Below are 18,181 nucleotides of genomic sequence, written 5' to 3'. Positions count from 1 at the left end.
GATAAGAGTGGCTGGATGTGTCTTTAAACCATCATTCCAACCTTTTTGTAGGGACATGGATCGCCGGATGTCTGCCACCTATCGCGATGCCTTGCGCGCAGCGCTGCTCTATCTGTTGCTTTCTGTGGTTTGGCTGCAGATCAGTGACCATTTATTAAACAGTTTCTTCGATAGCTCTGCCGAGCGACTGCGATGGCAACTGATCAACGGTTATGTTTGGGTGCTGTTCAGCGCCGGGTTGATCTTCATTGCCCGGGCGCGGCTGCTGCGGTGTCTGGGTATCGGCGCCAAGCTGCGTGAGCGCGACGCCGACCGCATGCGCTTGCGCCAGGCAGCAGCCGTGTTCGACTGCACCCGCGAAGGCGTGCTGGTCACCAGTCGGGAAGGCGTGATCGTCCATGTGAACCGGGCCTTTATGGAAATCACCGGTTACGGGGGTGAGGACGTGCTGGGGCAGCGGCCCAATCTGTTCAAGTCCGGGCGACATTCTCCTGAGTTCTATCAGGTGATGTTTGCCGCGCTCGCCAGTGTCGGGGAGTGGAGTGGGGAAATCTGGAACCGGCGCAAAAGCGGCGAGATTTACCCGCAATGGCAAACGATCCGCCTGATCCACGACGACTACGGCCAGCCGAGTCAATATGTGGCGGTGTTTTCCGACATCAGTGCAATCAAGAACTCCGAACACGAGCTGATGCACCTGGCGCACCACGATCCGCTGACCGACCTGCCGAACCGCCTGCTGTTCACCGATCGCGCCGAACAGGCCCTGGCCTCGGCACAGGTGCACAAACGTGGCTGCGCGCTGCTGATGATCGATCTCGATCACTTCAAGATGATCAACGACAGCCTCGGGCATACCATCGGTGATCAGTTGCTCAAGGCTGTGGCCGAGCGCCTGGGCGCCATGTTCGGTCCTGGCTTCACCCTGGCCAGGCTGGGCGGAGATGAATTCGCCGTGCTCGCCGAAAGCTGTCCGCAACTGGTTCAGGCCGCTGCGTTGGCTCAGCGGATCATCGACGGCCTCAAAGCACCATTCTCTATCGATGACCATCAGTTGTTCATCAACACCAGCATCGGCATCAGCCTGTTCCCCAGCGATGCCTTGAGCGTCGAGCAACTGCTGCGCAATGCCGACTCTGCACTGTTCAAGGCCAAGAGCACGGGGCGCAATGATTATGCCCTGTACACCGAAGAGCTGACGGCCCACGCCCAGCAACGGGTGGAGATCGCCTTCGAATTGCGCCGTGCCCTGGACCGGCAAGAGCTGCGGGTCCATTACCAGCCGGTTCACGACCTCAAGACCAGCCGCCTGATCGGCGTCGAGGCGCTGGTGCGTTGGCAGCACCCGCAGCGGGGGCTGGTGTCGCCAGCGGAATTCATTCCGGTCGCCGAACGAACCGGCCTGATTGCTGAAATCGATGCCTGGGTCATGGCGCAGGCGTGCCGGCAGATGTGCCAGTGGCAGCAGGGCGGGGTGGTGCTGTCGTTCGTCGCGGTCAACGTGTCTTCGCGTCTGTTCGCCCGTCGAGAGCTGTATCAGCAGGTGGCGCAGGTCCTGCGCGAAACCGGGCTGGAGCCGGCGTTTCTGGAGCTGGAAGTCACCGAAAGCGCGGTGATGGAGGACCCGGAAGTCGCACTGGAACAAATGCATCGCCTGCGCGAGCTGGGTGTGCGCCTGACCATCGACGACTTCGGTACGGGTTACTCATCGCTGTTGCGGCTCAAGCGCCTGCCGGTGCAAAAGTTGAAAATCGACCAGGGCTTCGTCGCCGGATTGCCGTGGGATGAGGACGATGCGGCGATTTCACGGGTGATCATCGCTCTGGCCCAGAGCATGGGCATGCAGGTGCATGCCGAGGGGATCGAGCAGGTTGAGCAGGCTGCTTTCCTACTCAAACAGGGGTGTGATCTGGGGCAGGGTTACTGGTTCGGGCGGCCAGTGCCGGCGTCGCAGCTGGATTGGAATCATGCGCCGGTGATCGCCTGATTTACAAAACCCCTGTGGGAGCGAGCCTGCTCGCGATAGCGGCATATCAGTCGATATTTCTGGCGACTGACACTCCCTCATCGCGAGCAGGCTCGCTCCCACAGGGTTTTTGGCGTGCTGGAAACACGGTGATTCACCTCAAACCCTTGTCCCTCCAGTTAATCTCTTATGGTTATATAAACATTCTTAAATAGTCTTTTTAAGAATATCTGAGTCTCTCTAGTATTGCTCTCAAGCCGCAAGCAGTGCCGACACTGCGAGGCAACCTCTCAGTTGAAGGAGCAGCAATATGAGCGCATCCCTGCGTAGCGTCGACGGTCAAGACGAAGCCACCATCCTGCGTGAAATCCAGAGTGCCCTGCGCGATCTGCGCTTTGGTGCCGTGGAAATCACCGTGCACAACGCCCAGGTGGTGCAGATCGAGCGCAAGGAAAAATTCCGTTTGCAGCAGCCGGGCAACAAGCCGGGCTGAGGCGAATCAGGCAACGCGATATCCCATAAGAAAAAGCCAACAAACCAAGAATTCCAGGAGCTTTCACCATGTCGTCGATTCGTCATTTCGCTTTGGCCGCCCTGGCCAGCGCCCTTTTTGCCGGTTCCGCCGTTGCCAAGGACTACGAACTGCTCAACGTGTCGTACGACCCGACCCGCGAGCTGTACCAGGACTACAACGCCGAGTTCATCAAGTTCTGGCAGAAGGAGCACGCGGGCGACACCGTGAAGGTCCAGCAATCCCACGGCGGTTCGGGCAAGCAAGGCCGGGCGGTGATCGATGGCCTGCGTGCCGACGTCGTGACCCTGGCCCTGGCCGGTGACATCGACGAAATCGCCAAGCTCGGCAAAACCCTGCCGGCCGATTGGCAAAAACGCTTGCCGGAAGCGAGCACGCCTTACACCTCGACCATCGTGTTCCTGGTGCGCAAGGGCAACCCTAAAGGCATCAAGGACTGGGGCGACCTCGTCAAGAATGACGTCTCGGTGATCACGCCGAACCCGAAAACCTCCGGCGGTGCACGCTGGAACTTCCTCGCGGCGTGGGCCTATGGCCTGAAAGCCAACGGCGGCGACGAAGCCAAGGCCAAGGAGTACGTACAAACCCTGTTCAAGCACGTGCCAGTGCTGGACACCGGCGCTCGCGGCTCGACCATTACCTTCGTCAACAATGGTCAGGGCGACGTATTGCTGGCCTGGGAAAACGAAGCCTTCCTGGCCCTGAAAGAAGAGGGCGGCGCCGACAAGTTCGACATCGTCGTGCCTTCGCTGTCGATTCTCGCCGAGCCACCGGTTGCGGTAGTCGACAAGAACGCCGAGAAAAAGGGCAACGCGCAGATCGCCGAGGCCTACCTCAAGCACCTGTACAGCCCGGCCGGCCAGGAAATCGCAGCGAAGAACTTCTATCGTCCACGTGACAAGGACGTGGCCGCCAAGTACGCCCAGCAGTTCCCGAAACTGGAACTGGTAAGCATCGACAAGGACTTCGGCGGCTGGAAAACCGCACAGCCGAAATTCTTCAATGACGGGGGCGTGTTCGACCAGATCTACCAGGCGCAATAACCTGGCTTAAGCTGCATGACATGTGGGAGCGGGCTTGCTCGCGAAGGCGGTGTGTCAGACGACATCAATGTTGACTGATGCTCCCTCTTCGCGAGCAAGCCCGCTCCCACAAGGATGGGTTTAGTTGATCGCTTTTTAACCAAGGACTTTTATGTCGCGTCGTATCTCCCCCGTCATACCCGGCTTCGGGCTGACGCTGGGCTACACCTTGGTGTACCTCAGCCTGATTGTGCTCATACCACTGGCGGCGATGTTCGTGCATGCCGCTCAACTCACCTGGGATCAGTTCTGGGCAATCATCTCGGCGCCACGGGTGCTGGCGGCGTTGAAGCTCAGCTTCGGCACCGCCCTGTGTGCCGCGATCATCAACGGCATCATCGGCACGCTGTTGGCCTGGGTATTAGTGCGCTATACCTTCCCTGGACGAAAAGTGATCGATGCAATGATCGACTTGCCGTTCGCATTGCCCACGGCGGTGGCTGGTATTGCACTGACAGCGTTGTACACCCCTACCGGTCTGGTGGGTCAGTTTGCAGCGGATCTGGGTTTCAAGATCGCCTACACCCCCCTGGGCATCACCCTTGCCCTCACTTTCGTGACACTTCCATTCGTAGTACGTACCGTACAGCCAGTATTGGCGGATATTCCCCGTGAAGTGGAAGAAGCGGCAGCGTGCCTGGGTGCAAAACCCTTGCAGGTTTTCCGTCATATCCTGTTGCCGGCACTGCTTCCGGCATGGCTGACCGGTTTCGCTTTGGCCTTTGCCCGCGGGGTCGGCGAGTACGGTTCGGTGATTTTCATCGCCGGCAACATGCCGATGAAAACCGAGATTCTGCCGCTGCTGATCATGGTCAAGCTCGACCAATACGATTACACCGGCGCTACCTCCATTGGTGTACTGATGCTGGTGGTTTCCTTCGTCCTGTTGCTGCTGATCAACTTGTTGCAGCGGCGCATCGAAACCCCATAAGGAGGCGCACCCATGTCCCAATCGTCTATTGCTGCCGCTTCCTCGAACGCTGCCCGCCGTGGCAGTGCGACTTCGCGGCGAATCCTGATCGGCCTTGGCTGGCTGATTTTTGCGCTGTTCCTGTTGCTGCCGCTGTTCATCGTGGTGTCCCAGGGCCTGAAGCTCGGCCTCGGGGCGTTTTTCACCGCGATCTTTGAGCCGGACGCGCTGTCGGCGCTGAAGCTCACGGTCATCGCCGTGCTGATTTCGGTGCCGCTGAACCTGGTGTTCGGCGTCAGCGCCGCCTGGTGCGTGAGCAAGTACTCGTTCCGCGGCAAGAGCATGCTGGTGACCCTGATCGACCTGCCGTTCTCGGTGTCGCCGGTGATCGCGGGTCTGGTCTATGTGCTGATGTTCGGCGCCCAGGGCTTGTTCGGGCCGTGGTTGCAGGATCACGACATCCAGATCGTCTTCGCCCTGCCGGGCATTGTGCTGGCGACGATTTTCGTCACCGTGCCGTTCGTGGCGCGGGAACTGATCCCGCTGATGCAGGAACAAGGCACCCAGGAAGAGGAAGCCGCGCGCCTGCTTGGGGCCAACGGCTGGCAGATGTTCTGGCACGTCACCGTGCCCAACATCAAATGGGGCCTGATCTACGGCGTGGTGTTGTGTACCGCGCGGGCCATGGGTGAATTCGGTGCGGTATCGGTGGTGTCCGGGCACATTCGCGGGGTGACCAACACCCTGCCGTTGCACGTCGAGATCCTCTACAACGAATACAACCACGTGGCCGCGTTCGCCGTGGCGAGCCTGTTGCTGATCCTGGCGCTCTTCATCCTGCTGCTCAAGCAGTGGAGCGAAAACCGTATTAACCGCCTGCGCGCCAGCGCCGCGGAGGAATAATTCATGTCGATCGAAGTGCGTAACGTCAGCAAGAACTTCCATGCCTTCAAGGCGCTGGACAACATCAGCCTGGACATCCAGAGCGGCGAACTCGTCGCGTTGCTCGGTCCGTCCGGTTGCGGCAAGACCACATTGCTGCGGATCATCGCCGGCCTGGAGACCCCGGACCGGGGCAACATCGTGTTCCACGGTGAAGACGTTTCCGGCCACGACGTGCGTGATCGCAACGTCGGTTTCGTGTTCCAGCACTACGCCTTGTTCCGCCACATGACGGTGTTCGACAACGTCGCGTTCGGCCTGCGCATGAAGCCGAAAAACCAGCGCCCGAGCGAAAGCCAGATCGCAACCAAGGTTCACGAACTGTTGAACATGGTGCAACTGGACTGGTTGTCGGATCGCTACCCGGAGCAACTCTCCGGCGGTCAGCGCCAGCGCATTGCCCTGGCCCGAGCGCTGGCGGTGGAGCCGAAAGTGCTGCTGCTCGACGAACCCTTCGGTGCCCTCGACGCCAAGGTCCGTAAAGAGCTGCGTCGCTGGCTGGCGCGTTTGCACGAAGACATCAACCTGACCTCGGTGTTCGTGACCCACGACCAGGAAGAAGCGATGGAAGTCGCCGACCGCATCGTGGTGATGAACAAGGGTGTGATCGAGCAGATCGGTTCACCGGGTGACGTTTACGAAAACCCGGCCAGCGATTTCGTCTATCACTTCCTCGGTGATTCGAACCGTCTGCATCTGGGCGAAGATAAGCACGTGTTGTTCCGCCCGCACGAGGTGTCGCTGTCGCGCCATGAGCTGGAAGATCACCACGCCGCTGAAGTGCGCGATATTCGTCCGCTGGGCGCGACGACGCGGGTGACGTTGAAGGTCGAAGGGCAGAGCGATCTGATTGAAGCCGAAGTGGTCAAGGATCACGACAGCCTGATCGGGTTGGCGAAGGGTGAGACGTTGTTCTTCAAGCCGAAGGTTTGGCAGAAGGTTGCCAACATCTAAAGCAAAAGCTTCGTCGGATCGCCGCCCGGAGCAAGCCCGCTCCCACAGGGTTCTGGGGTGTCCACAAGTCTTGTGTTCAACACCGATCCACTGTGGGAGCGAGCTTGCTCGCGATGGCGTCTTACGCCGCAGCGTTTTTCCGACGCAGACGCACCTCACCCGCCCGCGCCTCGATCTGCTCTTTGAGCTCATGCCGCATCCCCAGCATGAACGCCAGCTCGACCACCACGAACAGCGGCCCGACAATCAACCCGGTCACGTCATCGACAAATGCCGGTTTGCGCCCTTCGTAGTGATGGCCGACAAACTGGATCGCCCAGCCGATCACGAACATCGCCACGCCGCTGCCCAGCCAGACCAGCGTGCCTTGCTGCGCCAGCGCATGGCCTGCCCACACGGACAGCCCGAGCAACACGGTCATCAACACGCCCAGGCGCAGTTCCAGGCGCAGGTAAAACCATGCCGATGCCAGTGAGACGAGCACCGCCGGTGACATCCACACGCCGCCCAGCGACCACTCCGGCCGCGACAGCAACACCGCGACGGCCACCACGATCAGCGGAATGCCGATAAAGTGCGAGGCGATGTTGCGCGGGTCACGGTGGTAGGCGGCGTATTGACTGAGGTGGTCGACGAGGCTTTTCATTGTTGTTCTCCTGTGGGGTGATTGATCATGCCCCGGGGCCACTTCCCGCTCTGTCAGCCAGGCGACAATCTCTAGGAGTTTTCATGGATATGCAGGTCTGGCGTCCACGCCTGATGAGCGGTCAGTGGTTCAGCCATTTGCCTGTTTCCCTACAGGATAGTCTGCTGTCGACGGCCAGGCTGCGGCGCCTGTCGCCGGGCCAGCGGCTGTTCAAGCGTGGCGATCCGCCCTGTGGCCTGTACGCGGTGCTTGAAGGCGCGGTGCGCGTCGGTGCCGTGAGCGAGCAGGGCAAGGAAGCGTTGCTGAGCCTGGTGGAGCCGTCGCACTGGTTCGGCGAAATCTGCCTGTTCGATGGCCAGCCACGCACCCACGATGCCTACGGCGTGGGCCAGTGCACGCTGCTGCACATCCCCCAGAACACCTTGCTGGCGCTGCTCGACGAGCATCCGCAGCACTGGCGGCAACTGGCGTTGCTGATGAGCCAGAAATTGCGCATGACCTTCATCAACCTCGAACAACTGAGCCTGTTGCCGGCCCCGGCAAGGTTGGCGCATCGCTTGCTGATGATCGCCGAAGGCTATGGCGAGACCACCCCACCACGCCGCGTCCTGCAACTGCCCCAGGAGCAGCTTGCCGCCATGTTGTCGCTGTCGCGCCAGACCACCAACCAGATCCTCAAGGAGTTGCAGGGGCAGGGAGTCATCGGGCTGAGTTACGGTGAAATCGAAATCCTCGATGCCGAGCGATTGCGGGTTCTGGCGATGGTTTGATGATTGAAATGGGCGTCAGAAAATGTAGCTGGACTTCAGTCAGTATCTGCACTAAATACAATGCATAATCGTCAAATAGATAAAATATGCACTGTATACGATGCATGGTGATGAAATGGAAAACCTTGGCAAGCTGATCCGAACCTTACGCAAGGAAAGAAAACTTTCCCAGCAAGCATTGGCACAGCAGTACGGAATGAGCCGGGCGACGATCTCTGGCATCGAAAACAACACCCTCTCCGAAATTGGTCTGCGCAAGGTCGAGGCGATTCTCAACGGCTTCGGTTATGAGCTGACTGCCGTGCCGCGACAGTCGAAGCGGCCGACGCTGGACACCCTGAAAAAGGTGGATTTCCATGGATGAGCCGCAGGAAAAGGATCGACTGGCTATCAGCGTTTCCAACAGTGCGGTGGGAGTCCTTGGCCGTGGTCAGTCTCCTGTTGATACCGTGTTTGCCTATGTCGAAAACGCGTCAGAACAAAACGCCGTCTCGTTGACCATGCCGGTGCGGCTGGAGAGTTACGCGTGGGAATCGGGCATCCCACCGGTTTTTGAAATGAATCTGCCTGAGGGAGCCCTGCGCGATGAATTGACTCGTCGCTTCAGCAAGGCCGTCCGAGGGTTTGACGATTTTTCTATGCTTGCCATCGTCGGCCCGCACCAGCTCGGAAGAGTCGGCATTTCAAAGGCCCGGGGTCCGGGCGACCAGCCACCTGAAACCAGCCTGGCGGACCTTCTTGTACATGATGGCGCGCAAGGTCTGTTCGAAGACCTCTTGCAGACCTATGGCCAGTATTCGGGGGTTTCCGGTGTGCAGCCGAAGGTACTGGTGCGTGATAGCGCGTCAACCATCGATCGGCTGTCCCATCGGGGCGCCACGCATCTGGTCAAAGCCTTTCGTCCAGAGCAATACCCGGAACTCGCTGCCAATGAATACTTCTGCATGCGGGCGGCGTTGCATTCGGGTCTTGAGGTGCCGAAGTTTGAACTCAGTGAGCACGGCAAGTTTTTGATCGTTGAACGCTTCGACCTGAATGAAAAAGGTTACCTGGGGTTCGAGGACTTCTGCGTGCTCAATGCCTGGCCATCGAAAGCCAAATACGATGGTTCGTACGAAGGTGCGGCCAAGCAGATCAAGGCCTTTGTTTCTCCGCCTTTGCTCAATCAGGCACTTGAGTCGTTTTTCAAAATCGTCGCGCTTTCATCGGGTCTGAAAAATGGTGACGCGCACCTCAAGAATTTTGGCGTTCTGTACGAAGACTGTGGTATCGATGCGCCAATCAGCCTGGCACCTGCCTACGACATCATCACCACGTCGGTCTACATCAAGACCGATAACATGGCGTTGCTACTGGGCGGATCGAAGGCGTGGCCCAAGTACAAAATGCTGATGCGGTTTGGCCGCTCCGCCTGCAATTTGACCGAGGGACGCTGCAACGAATTGCTGCAACAAGTCATCCATGGGATGGCAGTGGCGATGGGCGAGATGGGCCAACACATAAAGGCAAACAGTGCCTTTGCCGAGGTTGGAGAGGCGATGCTGGAGCAGTGGAACGAGGGGATGGCACGCAGCCTGGTCAAAGGCTGATCAGCGCAACCCATCCCGAAACTGCCCCGGCGTCATCCCCGTCCAGCGCTTGAACGCGCGACTGAAACTGCTGGTGTCGGCAAACCCGAGCAGATAACTGATCTCGCTCAATGAACATTGCGGGTCACGCAAGTGCAGCAGCGCCAGATTTTCACGGCTTTCGTTTAGCAGCGTGTCGAACCGGTAGCCTTCATCGGCCAGGTGCCGTTGCAGGCTGCGCAAGCTCAGGTGCAGGGCCTTGGCGATGTGTTCGGCGCTGGGTTCGCCTTCGGGCAGTTGTTCTTCAATGGCGTCGCGGACCTTGCGCTCCCACGTCAGCGGTTTGAGTTGCGCCAGGGTGCGCTTGAGCACGGTTTCATTGTGTTCGGCCAGCTCCGGATTGGCATCGTCCAAGTGGCTGTCGAAGTCGACGAGGGCGAACTCCAGTCGATCCTCGTCGGCGCCGAAGTGTACGGGCGAGCGAAAGACTTTATGCCATTGATGCGCGTCTGCCGGCTCCGGGCGGCGCAGGTAGGTCGCCAGCGGCGCGTAGTCGCGACCCAGGCGATTGCGGCAGGTGCGCACGTAAATCGCCATGAACGCATCGATGGCTTCAAAGGCCGGGGCCGGGTTGCCGGACGGGATTTTCAGGCGGAAATGGTAGCGATCCTCGGCGCGGGTCAGTTCCAGTTCCAGGGCATCGCTGACCACCTGGTGATAACGCACGATGCGCTCGAACACTTCCCGCAGGCTGCCGCTGGCCACCAACGCATAACCCAGCGCATGGAAGGTGGTCGGGCTGACGAAACGCGAAACCCGCAAACCGATCGCCGGGTCGCCGCTGGCCTGCACAGCCAGATTCCACAGGTGCGTGGTGCCCGACAGCGGATAGCGCGCGTTCGGGTCGTCCATCAGTTGCGGGTCGAGCCCTGCCTGCTGGCACAGGGCGGTGCTGTCGATGCCCAGGGCATCGAGTTGCTTGCGCAGGGCGCGGGTCCAGCTGGCGAGGGAGGTCGGTTCAGTCATGCTGATTGGCGCTTCCGGTCAACAGGTTGGCGTTCTCGGCTACCGCGTTGCGAGGCTTCGCAAGGCAGGATGCAACCATCAATAACCAGAGGATGGAAGCATGGACGGTACTTCTGCAAGTCCCCAGCGACTGAATGCAGCCCAACGATCAGCACATATTCGCCAAGTGGTGCTGGCCAGAGGCGTCGAGCTGCGCGAGCAATACCCGATTCTCAAGCATCAGGACGCCCTCGGCGCAGGCATACTGACCTTCGCCCTGGCCGGCATGGTCGGTTCGGCGGCGCTCTATATGACCGGGCACATGGCGTGGTGGGCGTGCCTGTTGCTCAACGCATTTTTCGCCTCGTTGACCCATGAGCTGGAACACGACCTGATCCACAGCATGTACTTTCGCAAGCAGAAGGTGCCGCACAACCTGATGATGGGGTTGGTGTGGCTGGCGCGGCCGAGCACTATCAATCCCTGGGTTCGTCGCCATCTGCACCTCAATCACCACAAGGTGTCGGGCTCTGAAACCGATATGGAAGAACGCGCCATCACCAACGGCGAGCCATGGGGCATTGCGCGATTCTTGATGATCGGCGACAACATGATGTCGTCGTTCATCCGCATGCTGCGGGCCAAGACCTGGGCGCAAAAGATCAGCATCGTCCAGCGCACCCTGAAGGTCTATGCACCGCTGGCGCTGGTGCATTGGGGCGCGTGGTACGTATTTCTCGGTTTCCACGCAGCGAACGGCCTAGCGCATCTGATGGGCGCACCGATCGAGTGGTCGGCGACCACGTTGTCGGTGATGCAGGTGATCGACATTGCGGCGGTGGTGATCATCGGCCCGAATGTGTTGCGCACGTTCTGCCTGCACTTCATCAGCTCGAACATGCACTACTACGGTGACGTGGAGCCGGGCAACGTGATGCAGCAGTGCCAGGTGCTGAACGCGTGGTGGCTGTGGCCGTTGCAGGCGTTCTGCTTCAACTTCGGCAGCAGCCACGGGATCCATCACTTTGTGGTGAAGGAACCGTTCTACATCCGCCAGTTGACCGTGCCGGTGGGGCACAAGGTGATGCGCGAGATGGGTGTGCGGTTCAATGATTTCGGTACGTTTGCGCGGGCCAACCGGTTTGAGCTCGCGGAAGAAGTGGCTGCGCAAAAGGTGCGTATAGTCGGGGCTTGATTGGGTGTGTTTGATGGACCCATCGCGAGCTAGCTCGCTCCCACAGGGTTTGTCGGTGTGAATGCGATCTTTGCATCACATCGGCCCCTGTGGGAGCGAGCTTGCTCGCGATAGCGGTGGTTCAGGTTGAATCAATCCGGCTGAAACGGCGACTCACTCAATATCACCCCAGTCTCATCCACATACCGCTGCCAATGTTCGATCAATGCACCAAGCTTCTGCGGTTGGCTCGACGCCAGGTCATGAATTTCCCCCGGATCACTGCCCAGGTCATACAGCTGCCAGGTCGCCGGCCCCACCGGTCCCGGGATGTACACCGCCTTCCATTGCCCCTGCCGAATCGCCCGTCGTCCGAACAGCTCCCACCCGGTGACGGTGTGCTCGTCATGTACTTGCGCCGTCTCGCCCGACAAAAACCCAAGCCACGACTTCCCGCGAACTTCTGCCACGGGTTTGCCGTGCCATTGCTTGCCCGGATGGCGCACGCCGGCAAGATCCAGAATGGTCGGCGTGATGTCCATCACCGTGCCAAACCCATGGCTGATCTGGCCCTTGAGCGGCAGCTGCGGGTAGTGCACCAGCGCCGGAACACGGATCCCGCCTTCGGTGGTGAAGGCCTTGAACAACCTCGATGGTGCGGTCGCCACTTGCGCCCAGTTCGGCCCGTACCAGACGTAGGAGTTGGCGCGGCCAATGTTGTCCAGGCTGTTGTCGTAATGCTGGTTGAGATAGCTCAGCAACTGCGGGCCGAATTTCGGAAAGGCTTCCAGTAGCGCTCCTTCGGCACCGTTATCCGACATGAACAGGATGAAGGTGTTGTCCAGTTGCCCTTGCTGGCGCAAGTAATCGACAACGCGCCCGATGTTCCAGTCCATGCGCTCGACCATCGCCGCGTAGACCTCCATGGCCCGCGCGGAAATTTGCCGCTGCTCGTCGCTCAGAGCAGCCCATTGTGCAGTCAACTGGATCAGTGGATGGGGCTCGACATCGGCCTCGATCAGCCCCAGTTTTTTGAGTTTTTCCAGGCGCTCAAGGCGCAGCACTTCAGGGCCGGCGTCATAGCGCCCGCGGTATTTTTCCACCACCTCGGCCGGCGCCTGCAACGGCCAGTGCGGCGCGGAAAACGGCAGGTAGGCGAAGAACGGACGGGTCTGGTCGCGCTCTTTGAGGTATTGCAGCAGCTTGTCGCCAAAGGCATCGGAGGAATAAAAATCCTTGGGCAGTTCATCGATGAATTGGTCGTCTTCGATGTACAGCGCCGGGGTGGATTTCAGCAGCCGTGGCGTCGTTTCATCGTAGGTCGGCTCGAAGCCGTAATGATTGGCGGCGCCGGGCAGCAGCGAAAACGAACGCTCGAAACCCCGGGCGTGAGGCGCCAGTTCAGCGGTCAGGCCCAGGTGCCATTTGCCGCTCATCAAGGTCTGGTAACCGGCCTCGCGCAGCAGTTCGGGCAGGGCGACCACGCGGTCGTTCAAATGCCCTTCGTAACCCGGTTTACCGATCAGGTCCGGGGTCAATGCTTCGGCCATGGTGCCGATGCCGGCGATGTGGTGATCGGTGCCGGTGAGCAGCATCGAACGGGTCGGCGAGCAGGTCGGCGCGGTGTGGAAATCGGTCAGGCGCAGGCCATTGTTGGCCAATGCATCGAGGTTCGGCGTGTTGATTTCGCCACCGAAGGCACCGAGGTCGGAAAAGCCCAGGTCATCGGCCAGGATCACTAGAAAGTTGGGACGTTGCGGCATCAAGCATTTCCTTTTTCAGTAGGCAATGAAGGACAACGGCAGATCGCGGACCTGCACCGGCACGGGGGGCTGGTAGTGATCGTCGCTGGTGAGTTCGTGAAGCAGTTCCTCGCGTAGCTGGTGGAAGTCGAAACTGCTGCGCTGGCGCGGATGGGGCAGGGCAATGTCGACTACTTGCTTGATCCGCCCCGGACGCGGCTCCATCACCACCACGCGATCGGCGAGGAAGATCGCTTCCTCGACATCGTGGGTGACCAGCACGGTGGTGATTTTTGCCCGGGCGCGGATCGCCAGCAGTTCGTCCTGCATCTGCTGGCGAGTCAGCGCATCGAGGGCGCCGAAGGGCTCGTCCAGCAGCAGAATCCGTGGGCTGGCCACCAGGCCACGAGCGATGGCCACGCGCTGCGCCATGCCGCCAGAGAGCTGGTGCGGATAGGCGCGGGCAAAGTCGCCCAGGCCCACCAGTTCGATGAAATCATGAATGTGCTTGTGCTTTTGCGCAGCGCTGAGTGGCTCGTTGACCAGGCCCAGGCCGATGTTGTCGGCCACGCTCAGCCACGGGAACAAGCGGTGTTCCTGAAAGACGATGCCGCGCTCGCCGCCGATGCCGGTGACGGCTTTTCCGTCCACACTGATCTGCCCGCGAAACTGCGTATCGAGGCCCACCAGCAGCCGCAGCAAAGTGGATTTGCCACAACCGCTGGAGCCGACGATGGCGACGAACTCGCCCTCGGCGATGTCCAGGTTGAATTCGCGAATGGCCTCAAGTGTGAAGCCGTCGACGTCGAAGGTTTTGCCCACGTGATTGAAGCTGACAATCGGTGCGTTCATGCGTGTCTCCAGCGAGTGGCGCGGATTTCCAGGCGTTGGCCAATGAGGTTGAGCAGGGCACCGGTCAGGCCCACCAGCAGCATGCCGGCCATGATCAGGTCCATGCGCAGCAGTTGCTGGGCGCCGATCATCTGGCTGCCGATGCCGCCGTTGGACGGCATGAAATATTCGGCGCCGATGGTGCCGAGCCAGGCGTAGATCAGGCTCAGCCGAAGCCCTGCAAATATTCCCGGCGCGGCGCCCGGTAGTACCAGTCGACCCAGGCGCTGGCGCAGGTTCAGGCGCAACACTTGCGCAGTCTCGTTCAGTTGCGGCGACAGGTGGGCGACGCTGCGCTGGGTGGCGATAAACAGCGGGAAAAAGGCGGCCAGGGCAACGAACACCCACTTGGCCAATTCCCCAAGACCGAACCACGCGGTGAGTAGTGGCACCCAGGCGAATATGGCGATCTGGCGGATGGCAGCGAGGGTGGGGCCGAGCACGCGTTCACTGGTGCGCGACAACCCCAGCAACAGACCCAAGGCAAACCCGAGCCCGCCACCGAGCAGCAATCCGCCAAGGGTTCGGCCCAGGCTCAGGGCCATGCCCGCAAGCAGTGTGCCGTCGAGCAAACCATCCCGGGTGGTCTGCAGGACGGCCAGCGGGCTGACCAGAATGTTCGCGTCAATCCACTGCTGATCCGAGGTCAGCTGCCACAACGCCAGAAGCGCCAGTGGCAGCAGCCACGGTTGCAAGCGCTGCCAACCTTGATAGCGCGGCCCGCGACGGATTTCGGCGGTGGCCGGGTGCGGCCAGTGCACCAGTGTCCTGTCCAGCAGACCGATGCCGCGGTCCATCGCCACGCCGATCAGGCCGATCACCACGATGCACACGAACACGATGTCGAGCATGAACAGCTGCCGCGCCCAGACCATCAGGTATCCGATGCCTTCGCTGGAAGCGAGCAATTCGACAGCGAGCAGTGAAGTCCAGCCGGCGGCCAGCGCGAGACGTACACCGGCCATGAATGCCGGCAGCGCGGCAGGCATCACCAGGCGTCGGATCAACAAGTGCCTGGGCAGGCGCAATACGGCGGCGGCTTCGCGCAGCTTGGGTTGTGCATCGCGCACACCGACCAGCGTATGCAGGGTCACCGGCACCACGATGGCCTTGATCAGCACCACCAGTTTCAGCACTTCGCCAATGCCGAAAAACACCATGAACAACGGAATCCAGGCCAGGGTAGGGACCTGCGCCAGCCCGGCGAAGGTTGGAAATACCAGACGCTCCAGTCGACGACTGAAACCCAGCGCCGCACCCAAAGCTGCACCAGCGCTGATCCCGGCCAGCAGCCCCCAGAACAAGCGTTGCAAGCTGATCCACAAATGGCCCCACAACTCGCCTTGGGACAGTTCCAGTGCGCTGCTCCAGACCAGGGTCGGCGCCGGCAGGATCTGCTCGCTCATCCAGTGATTGCGGCTGGCGAGCCACCAGAGCGTGAACAGAGTGACCGGCAGCAACCAAGGCAACAGCTGACGATTCAGACTGGGCCAGAGGCGCTGGTTTTCCAGTGGTGGCGCGGCCAGCGGCAGGCTGAGAAGAGAAACACGGGCCATGGATGACCTCCGTTGTCGGGTTGCAATAAAGACCTGCTTTTTTGTGGGAGCGAGCTTGCTCGCGATGGCGGTGTGTCAGGCAGCGATGTGTCGATTGATCGATCGCCATCGCGAGCAAGCTCGCTCCCACAGGGTTCAAGGCGTATGCAAAATTGATCTATAAAAATAAAAATCAATGCTATTGGGAGATAAGCAAGGCCATTTAAGGCCTCCAGTTCAGCCGCATCCAATGCATTCGAAGAATATTTTCGATGCCGTTCCTGCATACCTGGCCAAGAGGCCCGGAAGCGTTGATATAGATCTAAATGATCTAAAAATGTGAATTTATAGTATTTAAGTGTTGGTTCCACTTCGGCCTACTTTCGGTTCCTCACGCCCGTTGCCCAAGGAGCCGCACCCATGAACCTTCCCTTCAAACGTGTCATCAGTCTGTTCGTCGCACCGGCCCTGGCGGGCCTTCTGGCTTTCACGGCCAACGCTGGTGAGCTCAAGGAAATCCGCATCGCCGTGCCGGACCTGAGTGCCGGGACCCAGCACAGTGGTGGCGGTGTCGTGGATGTGCTGCGCGATCAACAGATCTTCGAAAAGGCTTTCGCCGATCAAGGCATCAAGATTCAGTGGAGCTTTTTCAAGGGCGCAGGCCCGGTGATCAACGAGGCGTTCGCCAATGGTCAGGTTGACCTGGCCTACCTCGGCGATCTGGCGGCCATCATCGGCAAGTCCAATGGCCTGGATACGCGACTGCTCAGCGCCTCTGCGCGGGGGGTGAAGCATTACCTCGGCGTGGTGCCGGGTTCGGGGATCAAGACCCTGCAGGACCTCAAGGGCAAACGCGTGGCCATCTTCCGTGGCACCGCCAGCCAGTTGTCCTTCGATGCGGCGCTGGCCAGCCAGGGGTTGAGCGAAAAGGATGTGAAAGTCATCAACCTCGACTTCAACGCGGCGGTCGCGGCGCTGGCGGCGAAGCAGATCGATGCCTCGTGGGGCGGTTCCGGGCTCACGGCGTTGCAAGCCAAGGGGCTGGCCGAGTTGCCGCTCAATACCAAGGACCTGGGCGGTGCGGGCAGTGTGCAGGCGGTGCTGATAGGGACCGGGAAGTTTGTCGATGCGCATCCGGAGGCGGTGGCGAAACTGCTCCAGGCCCAACAGCAGGCCGTGGCGTGGTTGACCCAGGACAGCAACAAGGACGCCTACATTCAGCTGGTGTCTGGGTTGGCGAGTTATCCGGCGGTGATCCTCACGCAGGATCTGAAGGATCAGAAGCTGAGCGATGTTTTCCCCTCGACGCTTGACCCGGTGTTCCTTGGCAAGTTGCAGGATGCGGTGGACCTGGCTTCGCAGCAGAAGTTGATTCGCAAGTCGTTCAAGGTCAGTGATTGGGTGGCGCCGGAGTTGGCGGCTGCCAAGCTCTGAATCTTCAGTGAGCTCACTGGCCCCATCGCGAGCAAGCTCGCTCCCACACTGACCGTGTGAACACCGGAGATCCCCTGTGGGAGCGGGCTTGCTCGCGAAGAGGCCCTAAACCGCGACGCTGATCTGCTGCCTGTCCACCGCCACCAACGTCTCGATCATCGCCCGCGCCGCCGGCGACAACCGGAACCCGGTGCGACTGACGATCCCACACCGTGCATTCATGCTCTCGATGTTCTGCGGCAGATTGCGCCAGTGCAGCAGCGCCAGCGAACCCTGGGCAATGTCTTCAACAAACGCTTCTTCAGTCCCCACGCCAATCGCATTCGATTGCAGCACCACTTTCACCAGCGCCGGAAAATGCTCGGTCTCGATGCTCGGTGAAAAATCCACCCGTCCACTGAGGTTCGCCAGCAGTTTGCGAATGCCCGGCGGGATCATCGTGGTTGCCAGCGGGTAGTCGAACATGTCGTTGGTCGACAGGCTCTCCTTGGCCAGCAGCGGGTGCCCCGGCCGGCAGAAAAACACTCCGCGCTTGGGTGTCAGGGCCTGGGTCTGGAAGTTCGGGTCGGACTCGAAATGGCGGATGTCGGCGATGAAGAATTCGATCTCCTCACGGCTCAGGGCGCGGCTGAGTTTTTCCCAGTTATCCACCTCGAAACAGGTGCGCACTTTCGGGTGTGCATTGATGAAATGCGCCACCGCATCCGGCACTAGTTTCACCGCCGGTGCCGGGCCGCAACCGAAGCGCAGTTCACCGGCATCGAGCTTGGTCATCTGCGTCACTTCGGCATTCAAGAGGGCCGCGCCCTGCACCAGGCTGCGGGCATGTTGCAGCACCACCAGGCCTTCGGGGGTGGGGCGCAAATCCTTGTTGCCACGGTCCACCAGGACGCAGCCGAACTCGTGTTCGAGCCCCTGAATGCTGCGACTGAAGGCAGGCTGGGTAATGCCCATGGCCTCGGCCGCGCGCACGAAACTGCGGTGTTCGTCGAGGGCGATGAAGTAACGCAACTGGCGAAGATCCATATGC

General features: G+C 60.3%; 17 protein-coding genes. 11 read left to right on the top strand and 6 right to left on the bottom strand.

The genetic code is table 11. The features are described from left to right. Positions 1–67: 67 nt before the first annotated feature. The 6 genes from dibA to KGB28_RS08750 all read left to right on the top strand — a co-directional run bounded on the left by dibA (position 68) and on the right by KGB28_RS08750 (position 6,386). Entirely contained in the window at positions 68–1,987 is a 1,920-nt protein-coding gene (gene dibA, locus KGB28_RS08775) for a phosphodiesterase DibA (protein WP_223444242.1), read from the top strand. 289 nt (positions 1,988–2,276) lie between these two features. Continuing rightward, positions 2,277–2,459, top strand: a complete 183-nt coding sequence (gene oscA / locus KGB28_RS08770; protein ID WP_007975618.1) for a sulfur starvation response protein OscA — start codon at positions 2,277–2,279, stop codon at positions 2,457–2,459. A gap of 68 nt (positions 2,460–2,527) precedes the next feature. Beyond that, complete coding sequence (locus tag KGB28_RS08765; protein ID WP_223444240.1) at positions 2,528–3,541, top strand: sulfate ABC transporter substrate-binding protein; 1,014 nt, start codon at positions 2,528–2,530, stop codon at positions 3,539–3,541. Positions 3,542–3,692: 151 nt separating this feature from the next. Then, positions 3,693–4,511, top strand: coding sequence for a sulfate ABC transporter permease subunit CysT (gene cysT / locus KGB28_RS08760; RefSeq protein ID WP_007972956.1), 819 nt, complete (start codon positions 3,693–3,695; stop codon positions 4,509–4,511). A 12-nt stretch (positions 4,512–4,523) separates the two neighbouring features. Then, positions 4,524–5,393, top strand: a complete 870-nt coding sequence (gene cysW, locus KGB28_RS08755) for a sulfate ABC transporter permease subunit CysW (protein WP_007972954.1) — start codon at positions 4,524–4,526, stop codon at positions 5,391–5,393. A gap of 3 nt (positions 5,394–5,396) precedes the next feature. Next, on the top strand, positions 5,397–6,386 hold the full coding sequence (locus KGB28_RS08750; RefSeq protein ID WP_223444238.1) for a sulfate/molybdate ABC transporter ATP-binding protein: 990 nt from the start codon (positions 5,397–5,399) through the stop codon (positions 6,384–6,386). Between the two features lie 121 nt (positions 6,387–6,507). Here the strand turns inward: KGB28_RS08750 and KGB28_RS08745 are convergent, their stop codons facing one another. Then, the gene (locus KGB28_RS08745) at positions 6,508–7,032 is read right to left on the bottom strand and encodes a DUF962 domain-containing protein (protein WP_223444236.1); all 525 of its coding nucleotides are present in this window, start codon (positions 7,030–7,032) and stop codon (positions 6,508–6,510) included. Positions 7,033–7,115: 83 nt separating this feature from the next. Here KGB28_RS08745 and KGB28_RS08740 point away from each other — a divergent pair, with 83 nt between their 5' ends. From KGB28_RS08740 to KGB28_RS08730, 3 genes are all read left to right on the top strand, one after another. After that, positions 7,116–7,802 (top strand): Crp/Fnr family transcriptional regulator, encoded by a 687-nt coding sequence (locus tag KGB28_RS08740; RefSeq protein ID WP_223444235.1) that lies wholly within the window; start codon positions 7,116–7,118, stop codon positions 7,800–7,802. A gap of 115 nt (positions 7,803–7,917) precedes the next feature. Continuing rightward, a complete protein-coding gene (locus KGB28_RS08735) occupies positions 7,918–8,166 on the top strand; it encodes a helix-turn-helix domain-containing protein (RefSeq protein WP_104450798.1) in 249 nt (82 codons plus the stop codon). Then, on the top strand, positions 8,159–9,391 hold the full coding sequence (locus KGB28_RS08730) for a type II toxin-antitoxin system HipA family toxin (RefSeq protein WP_223444233.1): 1,233 nt from the start codon (positions 8,159–8,161) through the stop codon (positions 9,389–9,391). The genes KGB28_RS08735 and KGB28_RS08730 overlap by 8 nt, the downstream gene beginning before the upstream one ends. Here the strand turns inward: KGB28_RS08730 and KGB28_RS08725 are convergent, their stop codons facing one another. Continuing rightward, complete coding sequence (locus KGB28_RS08725) at positions 9,392–10,396, bottom strand: AraC family transcriptional regulator (protein ID WP_223444230.1); 1,005 nt, start codon at positions 10,394–10,396, stop codon at positions 9,392–9,394. 100 nt (positions 10,397–10,496) lie between these two features. Here KGB28_RS08725 and KGB28_RS08720 point away from each other — a divergent pair, with 100 nt between their 5' ends. Further along, a complete protein-coding gene (locus KGB28_RS08720; protein WP_223444229.1) occupies positions 10,497–11,570 on the top strand; it encodes a fatty acid desaturase in 1,074 nt (357 codons plus the stop codon). A 131-nt stretch (positions 11,571–11,701) separates the two neighbouring features. Here KGB28_RS08720 and KGB28_RS08715 read toward each other — a convergent pair whose 3' ends face one another. The 3 genes from KGB28_RS08715 to KGB28_RS08705 are packed head-to-tail and all read right to left on the bottom strand — an operon-like array spanning position 11,702 to position 15,738. Beyond that, positions 11,702–13,312, bottom strand: coding sequence for an arylsulfatase (locus KGB28_RS08715; RefSeq protein ID WP_223444228.1), 1,611 nt, complete (start codon positions 13,310–13,312; stop codon positions 11,702–11,704). Between the two features lie 15 nt (positions 13,313–13,327). Further along, on the bottom strand, positions 13,328–14,143 hold the full coding sequence (locus tag KGB28_RS08710) for an ABC transporter ATP-binding protein (protein ID WP_223444227.1): 816 nt from the start codon (positions 14,141–14,143) through the stop codon (positions 13,328–13,330). After that, entirely contained in the window at positions 14,140–15,738 is a 1,599-nt protein-coding gene (locus tag KGB28_RS08705) for an ABC transporter permease (RefSeq protein WP_223444226.1), read from the bottom strand. The genes KGB28_RS08710 and KGB28_RS08705 overlap by 4 nt, the downstream gene beginning before the upstream one ends. 399 nt (positions 15,739–16,137) lie before the next feature. Between KGB28_RS08705 and KGB28_RS08700 the strand changes: the two genes are divergently transcribed. After that, entirely contained in the window at positions 16,138–17,151 is a 1,014-nt protein-coding gene (locus tag KGB28_RS08700; protein WP_223444225.1) for an ABC transporter substrate-binding protein, read from the top strand. A gap of 105 nt (positions 17,152–17,256) precedes the next feature. On the opposite strand, the gene KGB28_RS08695 is transcribed toward KGB28_RS08700, so the two are convergent. Continuing rightward, a complete protein-coding gene (locus KGB28_RS08695) occupies positions 17,257–18,177 on the bottom strand; it encodes a LysR family transcriptional regulator (RefSeq protein WP_223444216.1) in 921 nt (306 codons plus the stop codon). Between the last annotated feature and the right edge of the window lie 4 nt (positions 18,178–18,181).

Origin of the sequence: Pseudomonas sp. BF-R-19 (genome assembly GCF_019956445.1) — a bacterium.
In the GTDB taxonomy this organism is placed as follows: Bacteria; Pseudomonadota; Gammaproteobacteria; order Pseudomonadales; family Pseudomonadaceae; genus Aquipseudomonas; species Aquipseudomonas fluorescens_BH.
This window is presented reverse-complemented; position numbering and strand designations above follow the sequence as displayed.